We start from the raw sequence: 13,342 nt of genomic DNA on the forward strand, positions 1-13,342 counted from the left end.
TGGAACTCGTGGTGGAAAGCAGCGCCCTCGCCCGGCGGGACGTGTACAAGTGGGGCTTCATAACCGCACTCGGTGTGATTGTCGGCTATCTGGCCGTTCTGCTGGCCAATGCCCGGCACTTCTATACCGACGACACCGAGTCGCAGTACGCCCCGCTGTGGGTGATGCTCGGGAATCGCCTGCGGGACGGGCAGTTTCCGGCGATGATCCCCGAGCACTGGATGGCGGGTAACTACGCCATCGAAGAGGCGGGTCTGCTGAATCCGCCGCAGCTGCTGATCGATCTGATCGCGCCCTCGGTGGACAACGTCGCGCTCTACGCCACGGTGGTCAAGCTGATCTTCGCGATCGTCCTCGGCCTCGGCGTATACCGGATCTGCCTGGAATACGGTTCCAGCGCGCCGTGGGCCGCGGTGGCGGGCATCTCGATTCCGTTCACCGGCTGGCTGCTGTTCTTCGACGAAGCCAGTTGGTACACCGCCTTCGTCGGCACCGCGTGGCTGGCGCACGCCTGGGCCTCCGGTGTTCGCTACGCGCGCGGCCGCGGCGGTCCGATCCCGACCTTCGTGTTCCTGTACCTGGCGATCTCGGTGCAGTACATCTTTCCGGCGGTCGAAGCCGGTCTGATGATCGGCGCGGTGGCCGTGGGCGAGGTTGTCTACCAACGCAAGTGGGCGCCGTCGCTGCGGCTGCTCGCCGCCGCGGGGTTCGCCGCCCTGGCGGGACTGGCCACCTACCTGCCGAGCATGCTGTCGGCGAAGGTGACCTGGCGCGGCACCGCGCAGATCAACAACGACCAGTTCCTGACCGTGCCGTGGTCGGAATCGCTCAATGCCAGCCTGCCGAGCACGCTGCCCGCCTATAACTCCTGGTGGGGCTATGTGCAGCCGATGCCGGTGGTGTACATCGCCTGGTTCCTGATTCCGGCGCTGGCCTTCATCGATTGGCGCAAGGCGCGCGAGAACTGGCGGGAATTCAGCGCGATCGCGCTCTTCGCGATCATGGCGCTGATGTGGACCGCGGGGCCCGGCACCATCGGCCCGCTGCGCTGGCCCGCCCGGGTGCTGCCGATGGTGGCGCTCGGACTGCTGGTGCTGGTGTGCGTGCTGCTCGGTCGCTACGCCACCTTCGACGGCTGGCGGCGCCGTGGCGTCGCGGCGGGTGTGCTGATCGGATTGTTGTTCGTGCGTTCGTTCTCGGCGGCGCCGCACGAGCTGGGTTGGCATGTGGTCGCGGCGGTTTCGGTGGCGGCGCTCGGTGCGGCGGTGGTGTGGCTCGGCCGGACCAAGGGGATGGTCGCGGCCTGCGTGCTGACGCTCGTCGCGGTGTTCCCGATCGCCTACATCCAGGTGCGCGCCGTGCAGCCGACGCCGATGAGCTGGAACCTGCCGGAGAAGCGGTCCGAGATGAAGGCCGCCTTCCCGGACTTCACCGGCACCACCTTGCAACTCGCCGACCGCGGGCCGATCCCGCCCGCGCAGAAGAACCTGCAGGGGGCCTACGGTTCGCTCGTCTTCGGCAACTACGCCAAGGATCTGGAGCTCACCTATGTCAGCGGCTACACCCCGAACGGACACTTCTGGTTCGGCGAGATGCTGTGCATGCTGTGGGACACCAGCGTGTGCCCCGACGCGTTCCGCCGGGCTTTCGCGGTCGAACCGACCACCGGGAGAACGATCGTCGACCTGATGAAGGTCGACCGGGTCGTGCTGCAACGCGCGCTGTACCCCGACGCGCGCAACCAACCCGCGCCGAACGGCTGGAAATGGGTCGACTACCCAGGGCACGAGCAGCAGATCTCCGTGCTGGAACGGGTGGACGGGCTGATCTCGACCCGCAACGGCCGGGTCGCCGACGCGGCGGGCGTCACCGCGACCTCGGCGTCGGAAACCGATTGGACCAGCCGGGTTCGAGTGAGTTCGGCGACCGGGGGTCAGGTCGTGTTCGCGCGGCTCGGCTGGCCCGGCTACCAGGCCACCCTCGACGGCCGCGAAATCCCGACCAGGCTCGTCGCGAAAACGTTTGTCGCGGTGGATATCCCGGCCGGTACCAAGGACGGTGAGCTGGAGTTGAGCTGGCGTCCGCCCGGCTGGCAGCTCGGCGCCGCGTCGGCGTTGCTCGGTGTGGTCGGTGTCGGCGTGCTGCAATGGGCGTTCTTGCGGGGACGGCGTCGTGGGGATGACGGGCCGGACTCGGCGGCGGACGCCGGTGAACCGACTGGGCCGGAGTCCGACCTCGTGGATACGAACCGTTGACTTCGCCCCGCCGCACCGCGACCCGGTCCGCGGCGGTGAGCCGTCGAGTTCGCGTGCACCCGCTCCGTCGCGAAGGTACGTTCGGTGCGCCCGCCGATCAGCCGGGCGATGAGGACGATAGAGTGCCTGTCGCGACTGGAGGTGGGCGCCTGGTGGAATTCGACGATGACCAAAGCAAGGCGTTTACGGGCACCGATGAGGCGGTGGTGACCCGAGCTTCGCGTTCGGTGCGCGAGGCCGACGGGCAGGCTGGGCGGGCCGTGGGTGCCGGTGAACGGACCGGCGATCCGAGCGATCCCTCGGACACCCTGGGGTCCACCGAACAGGCCAAGCCCGGACCGCTGCTGCGGCTGGTGCGCCGCCAGGAGGTCGCGTTCGCGGCGGTCGGCGGCTTCAACACCGCCATGGGCATCGGGATGACCGTGGTCTGGCTGGCGGTGCTCGGTGACAATGTGCCGCCGTCGGTCGCGGTGGCCGCCGCCTACGGTGTCAGCATCGTGGTCGCGTTCGTGCTGCACCGGACGTTGGTGTTCCGGGTGCGCGGGCATCTGCTGCGCGACTTCCTGCGGTTCCTCGCGGTCAATTCCGGTGGGCTGCTGCTGAATATGGCGCTGCTCGAGCTCGCCGTTTCGGTCTGGCACTTCCCCGACAAGCCGGCGGCGGTCGTGGTGATGGGTCTGGTCGCCGTCGCCAGCTACTTCGGTCACCGCCACATCTCGTTCCGCCGCCGACCGCCGACCGAGCCGGACCCCATCATCGGGTAGGTTCTCGTTCATGCCGGAGCACACCACCTTGGACGCCACGCTGTTGAGCCTGCTGGCCTGCCCCCAGGACAAGGGCCCGCTACTGCTGGTCCGCGCCACCGAAGGCACCGTCCTCTACAACCCACGCCTGCGCCGCGCATACCCCATCGACAATGGCATCCCCGTCCTGCTGATCGACGAGGCCCGCGACGTCACCGACGCCGAACACGCCGACTTCATCGCCCAGTCGGCCGAAGCCTGACCCGCGGCGAGCGGGACATCTTGGAGCCGCCACTCGGTGTTTGCCTCGCTGATGTCCCGCTCGCTGATCAGGTTGGGGGAGTGGGTAGTTCGCCGGTGAGGTAGCGCTGGAGGGTGGGGGCTACCGCGGTGACCAGGTCTTCGATCGTGGCTGACGGGATCGGTTCGAGTTCGACGATTTTGCGGGTCATCAGGAGGCCGACCATCTGGGAGGCGACCAGGGCCACGCGGAGGCGGCCGTCGTCCGCGGGGGTCGCGATGCGCTGGCGGACTCGTTCGAGGACGATCTCCAGCAGGAACGAGCGGGCCAGTGCGGTGTCGCCGCCCGCGATGATGCTGCGGACCATCGCGACGATGCCCGCGCCCGCCGGGGAGTCCCACACGCCGAGGACGGCCCGCAGAATGGCTGCACCGAGTCGGTCGAGTGGTGCGGAATCGACTGCCCTGAGGGTGATTTCGGGATCCATCGGCAGCTGGACCACCGCGGCGAACAACTCCTGTTTGGTGCCGAAGTAGTGGTGGACCAGCGCGGGGTCGACGCCCGCGTCGCCGGCGACGGCGCGGATGGACGTCTTGTCGAAGCCCGCCTCCGAGAACCGGGCCCGGGCCGCCCGCAGAATCGCCTCGCGCGCGCCGGACCGTCCCGGCCTGCGTCCGGTGCGGGCAGGGCGACCCGCCGCCTGCGATCCGTTGCCCGCCGTCACGGGGTGCGCCGCCGTAGCGTTGCCGCGCCGAGGCATAGGGCGACCACCGCGAAGCCCGCGACGACGGCCAAGTCGCGCCACATCGCGCCGGTAGCATTCGGGTGCATCGAAACCTGTTGCAGCGCATCGACGGCGTAACTCAGCGGCAGCACATTGCTGATCGCCTCCAGCCAGCCGGGCAGCTCCCCGCGCGGAACAAGCAAGCCGCACAGGAAGATCTGCGGTGCGACCACCACCGGCATGAACTGCACCGCCTGGAACTCGGTGCGCGCGAAGGCACTTGCCAACAGACCCAACGCGACCCCGCACACCGCGTCGACCACCGCGATCAGCACCACCCAGCCGGGATTACCCGCCGAGTCGAGGCCGAGCAGGCCGAACGACACCAGGCAGGCCACCGCCGCCTGCGCCGCCGCGGCCAGCGAGAACGCGGTGCCGTAGCCGCCGAGCAGATCGAGTTTCGCCAGTGGCGTGGTGAGCAGCCGCTCCAGCGTGCCCGACGTGCGTTCGCGCTGCATGGCGATGGCGGTGATCAGGAACATCACGATGAACGGCAGGATGCCGAGCATGCTGATGCCGACCCGGTCGAACAACGGCACCGGATTCAGCGGGTTGGTCGGTGTGTCTCGATAGATGAAGTACAGCAACGTCATCAACAGCGCGGGGACGACGAGGATCATCGCGACGGTGCGGTGGTCGTTGCGCAGTTGGCGCAGGATCCGGGTGGTCGTCGCCACGTACGGACGCAGCGTGGGGCTCCGCCGGGTCGGCGACTCGAGTGTGCTGGTCATGCTTCCTGCCTGGTATTCGACGACGCCACGGCGTCGGCACGGTTTCGGGGTGGTCGGCTGAACACGGTGTCGATGTTCATGCCGCACGTCCGGTGGTGATCAGCGCGAGGAAGGCACGTTCGAGGTTCTCCTCGCCGGTTTCGGCGCGCAATTCGTCGGGGCTCAGCTGGGCGAGCAAGCTGCCCTCGCGCATGAGCAGCAGCCGGTCGCAGTGCTCGGCCTCGTCCATCACATGGCTGGACACCACCAAAGTGGTTCCACCGGCGGCCAATTCATGAAACTTCTGCCACAGATCCACGCGCAGTACGGGATCGAGGCCGACCGTCGGTTCGTCGAGAACCAGCAGCTCGGGCTCGGCGACCAGCGCGCAGGCCAGCGAGGCGCGGGTCTTCTGCCCACCGGAGAGTTCGTCGCCGCGCTGATTCGCGTGCTCCATCAGGCCGACCGCGTTGATCGCGTCGTCGGTCGCGGCGCGCTCGCGACCGTAGAGCGCGGCGAAATACGCGACGTTCTCGTACACGCTGATATCGGAGTAGATGCTGGGCGCCTGGGTGACATAGCCGATGCGACGGCGCAGCTCCGCCGACCCCGCGGGCAGGCCCAGCGCCGAGATCTCCCCGGATTCCACGATCTGGGTGCCGACAATGCTGCGCATCAGCGTCGTCTTCCCACACCCGGACGGACCGAGTAACCCGGTGATCGAGCCGCGCGGATCGTCAACGAAACATCATGCAGCACTTCACGTCCGCCGCGCCGCACGGTCAGGTTCCGCACCTCGACAGCGGGCGATGAGCTTGCTCGCGACATGGTCGCCTCAATTCATCGAGTGTTGAATTCACTGTGCGATGAATTTAGCCGGAGCGTGCCCGAGTGGCAAGAGGAAGTTCGAGTGCTGGCTCAGTGGCCGTGGAGGCGGGGTGGTGTTCCGGCGGCTCCGCCCGGCTCGACCACGACAAATTGGCCCATCATGCCCTGGTCCTCGTGCCACAGCAGGTGGCAGTGGTACATGTAGGGGACATCCGGGTCGGCGGGCCCGTCGAAGCGCAAGGCCAGCTTCACGGCGGCGTCGGGCGGTAGGAAGACGGTGTCCTTCGGGCCGGTGAGTTCGGCGGGTGGCGGGCCGTCGTTTCTGGTCAGCACCCGGAATTGCACATCGTGGATGTGGAAGTTGTGCGGCATGCCGTCGTTGTTGTGCACGATCCAGGTTTCGGTGGTGCCGCGGGTGACGGTGAGATCGATCCGGTCCATCGCCATCGGTTTGCCGTTGATGCCCGCGAGATTGATCTCCAAGCGGCGTTCCCGGACCGCGTCGGAGCCGTCCGGCGTGGACGGAAGCGCAAGTGCCGCAGGAAGTTCCGGTGCGGGTCGGAGTGTATCGTCGGCGCGCAGTTCGAGGACGTCGAAGGTGTCGTCGCCGCCCGCGAAACGCTGGGTCCAGAAGCCGAGTCCGGCGTCGAGCTTGTTGCTGCGCAACACCGTTCGCTCACCCGCCCGCACGCGCACCACGATCTCGGCCCGCTCGCCCGGCGAAAGCTGCAACCGGTCGAGCGCGATCGGGCGCTCCAGCAAGCCGCCATCGGTGGCGATGAACGAGAACTGCCGCTGGTCGGCGAAACCGAAGGTGTAGGTGCGCGCGGTCGAGGCGTTGAGCAGGCGCAGCCGGACCAGTTCGTCGCCGACCGTGCGGTACGGCGTCAGCGTCCCGTTGACCATGGTCTGATCCCCGAGAAACCCGACATCGCGGAAGATCGCATGTGACGAATCGAGCTCGGCGCCACGGAACTTGACGTCCTGGACGATGACCGGCAGGTCGTCGACGCCGTAATTCCTCGGCAGCGGCAGGGCTTCGGATACCTCGTCATCGAGCAAGAACATTCCCGCGAGCCCGCGCCGCACGTGATCTTCGGTCGCGCCGTGCGGATGTGGGTGATACCAGAGCGTGGCGGCGGGCTGGTCCACGGTCCACTGCGGGGTCCAGGTGGCGCCCGCCCGCACCATCTGGTGCGGCCCGCCGTCCATCGCCGCGGGCAGATGCATGCCGTGCCAGTGCACGGTCGAGGCTTCCGGTAGCTGATTGCGGACGGTGACCGCCACCTTCTCGCCGCGCCTGGCTCGCAAGGTCGGACCGAGGTAGGCACCGTTGAACCCCCAGGTCTCCGTAGCCTGTCCCGGCCGGAATTCCGTTCTCCCCGAACGCATCTCGAGCTCGAATTCGCGCGTCCCGTCCGGTCGCAGCCGCGACGGAGCCAGCGGCGGAATGGCGAGCTCATTGCTGAATTGCGTACTGCCGACCGTCGACACGGCCGCATTCACATACACCAGGCCGACACCACCGCCGATCGCGAGCGCGAGCAGCGCCACGAACGCGACAAGAACGATGAACAACCGCCGCCACCTGCGCGGCCGGGTAACCGAGACCATCCTCAGACGGTAGAAATCAGCACGGCCTCAACACATCCGGGAGTGTCCCCATTTCGCCCCTGGCTCAACCCTTGACTTCCGTGCTGCCGCACGGGGGCGGGTGTCACGCACCGCCGAGTTCGGTGGCCGAATCATGTCCTGCCACCGCGGTGCGCCGCAGGAAGTCCGCGATCAGCTCCAGTTCGGCGTCGGTGTACCGGTCGCAGAGTTCGTCCATCCGGTTGTTCATTCCCGCGAGCATCCGATAGAGCTCGGCATTGCGCTCGCGGGTGGCCCGAATGGTGACCGCCCGGCGGTCGGTGGCCGCCGGATCGCGCTCGCGAATGATCCAGCCGCCGCGCTGCAGGCGGTCGAGCACGCCGGTCATCGTCGCCGGGTGCAGCCCGGCGCGCCTGGCAAGGGCGCTCGCCGTGAGCGGTCCGTGCCGGTCGACCAGGTCGAGGCAGTTCCAGTCGGCGTCCTTGAGCTCGACCTGGGCGCCGAACTGCCGGTTCAGTAGCGCCAGTTGGGTGTTCAGGTCGCGCAGCGACTCCTTGACCGCGTTGGCGGAGCGACGATGTCGGCGGGCATCCGCCTTTGTTACGTCGTTCATATTGTATGACTCTCGTATTAGTTGATATGGTTCTCATATGATACGGCGTCCGGATGAACGGGCGGCGCGACACTCTCGAGAAGGAATCCTCATGCGCATCGTCGTTTTCGGAGCCAACGGACCCACCGGCCGCCTGCTCACCGGTCGAGCACTCGCCGCAGCTCACGACGTCGTGGCCGTCACCCGCCGACCGGGCGAGTTCCCGATCGAACACGACCGGCTGACCGTCTTCGGTGGCGATGTGCGGCAGGCGGATTCGATAGACGTCGCCGTCGCGGGTGCCGACGTGGTGCTCTCCACGCTCGGCGTTCCCTACAGCAAGGAGCCGATCGACACCTACTCTGTCGGTGTCGCCAATATCGTTGCCGCGATGCACCGCAACGACATCCGGCGCATCGCTGTGGTTTCGTCCAGCGCGGTAGCTCCGCAGCGCTACGCCGACGCGGGGTTTCTGTTCAATCGCGTGTTGCAGCCGTACATCACGCGCGTGCTGGGCAAGACCCTGTACGACGACATGCGGCGCATGGAATCTCTGCTCGCCGCAACCGATCTCGAGTGGACCATCGTGCGCCCGGGTGGGTTGTACGAGCTCCCGGCCGTCACCGACTACACGATGGTCGAAGGGCAGGCGGACCGGCGCTACACCGCGCGCATCGACCTGGCGGCGAGTCTGCTGCGGTTGGCGGAGGAGGGCGGGTTCGTGCGCAAGATCGTCAGCGTCGTGACCACGACGGACAACCCGAGCCTGCTTCAGCTGATCCGCACCGAGGCGCTGGGAAAGAGCTGACGGTGCTGTGACTCGGATCACATCAGTGGCCTGTCACGTCCGCCGCGGGCCGGTTGTCCCATGGTCGTCACCAACCGAGGTGACCGGACCATTGGAGCAACACCATGAACACCGAACATCGGATCGTCATCCTCGGCGCCGGCTACACCGGCATGCTGACCGCGGTACGGCTGGCTCGGCGCACGCGCAAGCTGAACGTGCGCATCACCATCGTCAATCCGTCGGCGCGATTCACCGAACGCCTGCGCATGCATCAGATCGCCGCCGGTCAGGACCTGGCCGACCACCGCATCACGGACATCCTGACCGGCACCGGCGTCGAATTCGTCCAGGGCTGGGTCACTTCCCTGGATCCGGCCGCCCAGCACGTGGTGGTCGACGACACGGTCACCCTGCCCTACGACGAGCTGGTGTACGCCCTCGGTAGCAGCACCGACACCAGCATCGTCCCCGGCGCGGCCGACCACGCCTGGACCCTCAACGACCCGCGCACCGCGCACCAGTTCGCCGAACGCCTGAATGTTATTGCGGCCCATGGCGGTTCCGTCGCGGTCTGCGGCGGCGGACTCACCGGCATCGAGGCGGCGACCGAAATCGCCGAGGCCAACCCGGGATTGCGCGTCACCCTGATCAGCACCGGCGAGCCCGGCGCCATGATGGGCGACCGAGCACGCGCCTATCTGAATCACGCACTTGATAGTCTCGGTATCACCAGGCAGGTCGGGCAAGCCGTCACCAAGGTGCTGCCCGACGCGGTGGAATTGGCCGACGGGGAACTGATACCCGCGGATCTGACGCTGTGGACCACCGGCGTGTGCGTTTCCCCGCTCGCCGCACAGGCGGGCATCGCCACCGACGCACGCGGACTGATCACCGTCGACGCCACGCTGAAGTCGGTGTCGCACCCCACCATTCACGCGGTCGGTGACGCCGCCGCCGTCCGCATGAATTGGGGGCAACTGCACGGCACCTGCCAGAGCGGCATGCCGACCGCCGCCTACACCGCCGATGTCATTGCCCGCCAGTTGCGCGGGAAGCCGGTGCGTCCGTTCCGGTTCGGCTACTTCCATCAGCCGGTGGGCCTGGGTCGCAAGGACGCGGTCATCCAGTTCACCAGGTACGACGAAACGCCGCGCCGGTTCTACCTGTCCGGGCGGGTGGCCGCGATCTACAAGGAGAGCGTCAGCAAGAGCCCGCTGCCGGTCTTCCGGCTCAGCAAGAAGATGACCGTCTCGGTCACGCCGTCGAAAGGCGGCCGTGCCACCGCGTGACACCGCGGCCGCTGGGTCGGCACCGCCGGACCCGGCGGCCCGGAACGCCCGCTGACATCCCGGAAGACACATACCCACGAAAAACTGAGAGCATGAGCCGATGGTTGACGTAACAGCTCAGCAGGATCCCTTCCTCGAACACCGGCGACTCCTGTTCGCCACCGCGTATCGGATGCTGGGCACCGTCACCGACGCCGAAGACGTCCTTCAGGACACCTGGCTGAAGTGGAACGAGACCGATCAGACGACGGTGCAGTACCCGAAGTCCTACCTGGTGCGCACCGTCACCAACCTGTCGCTCAACCGGCTGACCTCGGCCCGCGCCACCCGCGAAAGCTATGTCGGGCCTTGGCTGCCCGAACCCCTGCTCACCACGCCGAATATCGCCGAGGAGACCGAATTGGCCGACACCGTCTCCACCGCGATGCTGGTGGTGCTGGAAACCCTGAGCCCCATCGAACGCGCGGTCTTCCTGCTGCGTGAGGTCTTCGGTTATACGCACGCCGAGATCGCCGACACTCTGGACCGCCCCGAACCGACCATCCGCCAGATCGCACACCGCGCCCGCGCGCACGTGCAGTCCCGCCGCCCGCGCTTCGACACCGACAAGGCCGCCCGCGAGCACATCACGGCGCAGTTCATGGCCGCCTGCTCCGGCGGTGACATCAATGCGCTGATGGATATGCTCGCCCCCGACGTGACCGCGTGGTCCGACGGCGGCGGTGTGGTGACCGCGGCCCGGCGCCCGCTGCACGGCCCCGATCATGTGGCCCGCTGGATCCTCGGTGTGCTCGCCAAGCCGATCGCGGCGGGTTTCGTGCTCCAGCCCGCGCACATCAACGGCGAACTCGGCGCGCTGGCCCTCATCGACGGAAACCCGATCGCCACGTTCACCTACGACCTCGTCGACGGTCGCATCCAGAACCTGCGTTTCCAGGTGAACCCGAACAAACTAAAGGGTCTCTACCTGGGACCCGACGCGCTCGGCTGATGCTCACCGCAGCAGCCTGAAACGGTCGGAGCGGGGGATGTCGGAGCCGTCTTGGACAATGGCGGGTGTGTGTGCCGATGAACTAGCCGTGGAGCCGCCCGTTGCCGCCCGTCGATTGCTGGGTTCCATTCTGTGGTCCGGGCCGGTCGGCGTTCGGATCGTCGAGGTCGAGGCCTACGGAGGTGATCCGGCCGGGCCGTGGCCGGACCCGGGGTCGCATTCCGGGCGCGGGCGAACCAAGCGCAACGCGGTGATGTTCGGCCCGGCCGGGGTGCTGTATGTGTACCTCAGCTACGGCATGCATACCTGCGTCAATGTCACGAGCGGGCCGGACGGGGTGGCCAGCGCCGTGCTCATCCGATCCGGTGAGGTCGTGGCCGGGATGGACGAGGCGCGGGCACGGCGCCGCACCGCGCGCACCGATACCGACCTGGCCAAGGGGCCGGGAAATCTGGGTAGTGCGCTGGGAATTTCGTTGAGCGACTACGGGACTCCGCTGTTCGACGCAGCCTCGCCGATCCGGCTCGAACTCGGTGACGCCGTCGCCGCGAAGCAGATCGCGAGCGGCCCACGGGTCGGCGTGAGTGCCGCGGCGGATGTGGCGTGGCGGTTCTGGCTGCCGTCGTCACCCGCGGTCTCCACCTACCGGCGCAGTCCGCGCGCCCCCCGCGCCGAGGCTTCCTGAGACTTCGCCGCCGCCTGGGCCGCCGCGAATTCGCTCGACCCGCGGGCAGAACGCCGACACACTGAGGCGCACTCGAGGCACCTACTACCCGTGCGGAAAGATGGGACACCGTGAGCGGCGACATCATCGACGAATTGACCTGGCGCGGACTGATCGCGCAGTCCACCGACCTGGACGCCCTGCGCGCGGCCCTGGACGCGGGACGGTTGACCGTCTATGCCGGATTCGATCCCACCGCGCCCAGCCTGCACGCCGGACATCTGGTGCCGCTGCTGGCATTGAAGCGGTTCCAGCGCGCGGGCAATCGGCCGATCGTGCTGGCCGGCGGTGCCACCGGACTCATCGGCGACCCGCGCGACGTCGGCGAACGCACCATGAACTCGTCCGACACCGTGCAGCAATGGGCGCAGCGCATCCGCTCGCAGCTGGAACGGTTCGTCGACCTCGACGATTCGCCGACCGGCGCGGTGATCGCCAACAACATGGAATGGACCGGGCAGCTGTCCACGGTCGACTTCCTGCGGGATGTCGGCAAACACTTCTCGGTGAACGTGATGCTGGCGCGCGACACCATCAAGCGGCGCCTGGACGGTGAAGGCATCTCCTACACCGAGTTCAGCTACATGCTGTTGCAGGCGAACGACTACCTGCAGCTGCGCCGCAACTACGACTGCACGCTGCAGGTCGGCGGCTCCGACCAGTGGGGCAACATCATCGCCGGTGTCGAATTGAACCGGCGGGTCGACGGAGCGTCGGTGCACGCGCTCACCGTTCCACTGGTGACTTCGGCCGACGGCAAGAAGTTCGGCAAGTCGACCGGTGGCGGCAGCCTGTGGCTCGATCCCGAGATGACCAGCCCGTACGCCTGGTACCAGTACTTCGTGAACACCGCTGACGCCGATGTGATGCGGTACCTGCGCTGGTTCACCTTCTTGTCTCGCGAGGAACTGGCGGAACTGGAAGTGGCCACGGCCGAGCGCCCGCACGCGCGAGAAGCGCAGCGCAGGCTGGCGGCGGAGATGACCACGCTGGTACATGGCGAGGCGAACACCCGCGCGGTGCAGTTGGCCAGCCAGGCGCTGTTCGGTCGCGGTGAGCTGCGCGAATTGGACGAGCCGACGTTGGGTGCGGCGCTGCGCGAAGCCGCGGTGGCCGAACTGGCGGTGGGGGAGCCGAACACGATCGTGGATCTGCTCGTCGCGACCGGACTCAGCGAAAGCCGTGGCGCGGCCCGGCGAGCGGTGAACGAGGGTGGGGCCTCGGTGAACAACGAGCGGGTCTCGGATTTGGATTGGACCCCCGCCGACAGCGACTACCTGCACGGACGCTGGCTGGTTTTGCGGCGCGGCAAGAAGAACCTCGCCGGGGTACTGCGGGCAGGTGCGTGAAGATCGCGGTGGCTTGAGTCACATCCATGTGATTCAAGCCCGCCGCGGCTCCGAATCCGGCGCTCTGACCTGGGGAAACACCAGCTCGAACAGCGGATTTGACGTAGCGTTATCCGCCGCGTAACTTAGTTCGAGTCAGAGCGACACGGACACCGACCCGGAGCCGAGAAGCCCAGCGGAAACGCTGAGCGGATGGACCGGGAAACGAGGTAGTACGGGGAGCGCCTGGCCACCAGCAAGATCTTGGACAACTGATGCGGATTTGACTCTGCGCAGGAGGCCGGTTAGGCTGGAAAAGTTGCCTCACGGACGAACCGGTTAGCGCCGGGGGTGAAGTGTGTGCGTGTGTTCTTTGAGAACTCAATAGTGTGTCGATGAATGTCAGTGCCAATTGTTTTAATTGGTTCCGGCCTCTCATACCCCCCGGTTGATGAGGTCGGACATTTAGTCAGC

General features: G+C 67.3%; 12 protein-coding genes and 1 pseudogene. 8 read left to right on the forward strand and 5 right to left on the reverse strand.

Annotated elements, in window-relative coordinates; genetic code table 11:
• Nucleotides 1-11: 11 nt before the first annotated feature.
• The 3 genes from ACFK0J_RS13165 to ACFK0J_RS13175 all read left to right on the forward strand — a co-directional run bounded on the left by ACFK0J_RS13165 (nt 12) and on the right by ACFK0J_RS13175 (nt 3,260).
• A complete protein-coding gene (locus ACFK0J_RS13165) occupies nt 12-2,255 on the forward strand; it encodes a hypothetical protein (protein WP_378739813.1) in 2,244 nt (747 codons plus the stop codon).
• 152 nt (nt 2,256-2,407) lie between these two features.
• Nucleotides 2,408-3,019, forward strand: a complete 612-nt coding sequence (locus ACFK0J_RS13170; RefSeq protein WP_378739815.1) for a GtrA family protein — start codon at nt 2,408-2,410, stop codon at nt 3,017-3,019.
• Nucleotides 3,020-3,029: 10 nt separating this feature from the next.
• Nucleotides 3,030-3,260 carry a Trm112 family protein gene (locus tag ACFK0J_RS13175; RefSeq protein ID WP_218476237.1) on the forward strand — a complete coding sequence of 77 codons (231 nt, stop codon included), beginning with the start codon at nt 3,030-3,032 and terminating at the stop codon, nt 3,258-3,260.
• A 67-nt stretch (nt 3,261-3,327) separates the two neighbouring features.
• On the opposite strand, the gene ACFK0J_RS13180 is transcribed toward ACFK0J_RS13175, so the two are convergent.
• The 5 genes and pseudogenes from ACFK0J_RS13180 to ACFK0J_RS13200 form a co-directional block, all read right to left on the reverse strand.
• Nucleotides 3,328-3,963: a TetR family transcriptional regulator gene (locus ACFK0J_RS13180; RefSeq protein WP_378739817.1), complete on the reverse strand. Its 636-nt coding sequence runs from the start codon at nt 3,961-3,963 to the stop codon at nt 3,328-3,330.
• A complete protein-coding gene (locus ACFK0J_RS13185) occupies nt 3,960-4,754 on the reverse strand; it encodes an ABC transporter permease (RefSeq protein ID WP_378739819.1) in 795 nt (264 codons plus the stop codon). Before ACFK0J_RS13185 ends, ACFK0J_RS13180 begins: the two co-directional genes overlap by 4 nt.
• A 76-nt stretch (nt 4,755-4,830) precedes the next feature.
• Nucleotides 4,831-5,561, reverse strand: a pseudogene (locus tag ACFK0J_RS13190) (ABC transporter ATP-binding protein).
• Nucleotides 5,562-5,651: 90 nt separating this feature from the next.
• A complete protein-coding gene (locus ACFK0J_RS13195) occupies nt 5,652-7,175 on the reverse strand; it encodes a multicopper oxidase family protein (RefSeq protein ID WP_378739822.1) in 1,524 nt (507 codons plus the stop codon).
• A 103-nt stretch (nt 7,176-7,278) separates the two neighbouring features.
• Nucleotides 7,279-7,767 carry a MarR family winged helix-turn-helix transcriptional regulator gene (locus tag ACFK0J_RS13200; protein ID WP_378739824.1) on the reverse strand — a complete coding sequence of 163 codons (489 nt, stop codon included), beginning with the start codon at nt 7,765-7,767 and terminating at the stop codon, nt 7,279-7,281.
• Nucleotides 7,768-7,858: 91 nt separating this feature from the next.
• On the opposite strand from ACFK0J_RS13200, the gene ACFK0J_RS13205 reads away from it, so the two are divergent.
• The 5 genes from ACFK0J_RS13205 to tyrS all read left to right on the forward strand — a co-directional run bounded on the left by ACFK0J_RS13205 (nt 7,859) and on the right by tyrS (nt 12,889).
• The gene (locus ACFK0J_RS13205) at nt 7,859-8,554 is read left to right on the forward strand and encodes an NAD(P)-dependent oxidoreductase (RefSeq protein WP_378739827.1); all 696 of its coding nucleotides are present in this window, start codon (nt 7,859-7,861) and stop codon (nt 8,552-8,554) included.
• A 104-nt stretch (nt 8,555-8,658) separates the two neighbouring features.
• Nucleotides 8,659-9,825, forward strand: coding sequence for an NAD(P)/FAD-dependent oxidoreductase (locus ACFK0J_RS13210; protein WP_378739829.1), 1,167 nt, complete (start codon nt 8,659-8,661; stop codon nt 9,823-9,825).
• Between the two features lie 100 nt (nt 9,826-9,925).
• Nucleotides 9,926-10,816, forward strand: a complete 891-nt coding sequence (locus ACFK0J_RS13215; RefSeq protein ID WP_378739831.1) for an RNA polymerase sigma-70 factor — start codon at nt 9,926-9,928, stop codon at nt 10,814-10,816.
• 58 nt (nt 10,817-10,874) lie between these two features.
• Complete coding sequence (locus ACFK0J_RS13220; RefSeq protein WP_378742819.1) at nt 10,875-11,501, forward strand: DNA-3-methyladenine glycosylase; 627 nt, start codon at nt 10,875-10,877, stop codon at nt 11,499-11,501.
• A 110-nt stretch (nt 11,502-11,611) separates the two neighbouring features.
• On the forward strand, nt 11,612-12,889 hold the full coding sequence (gene tyrS, locus ACFK0J_RS13225; protein WP_378739834.1) for a tyrosine--tRNA ligase: 1,278 nt from the start codon (nt 11,612-11,614) through the stop codon (nt 12,887-12,889).
• The last annotated feature ends 453 nt before the right edge of the window (nt 12,890-13,342 follow it).

The organism is Nocardia brasiliensis (genome assembly GCF_042691675.1).
Classification (GTDB): domain Bacteria; phylum Actinomycetota; class Actinomycetes; order Mycobacteriales; family Mycobacteriaceae; genus Nocardia; species Nocardia brasiliensis_D.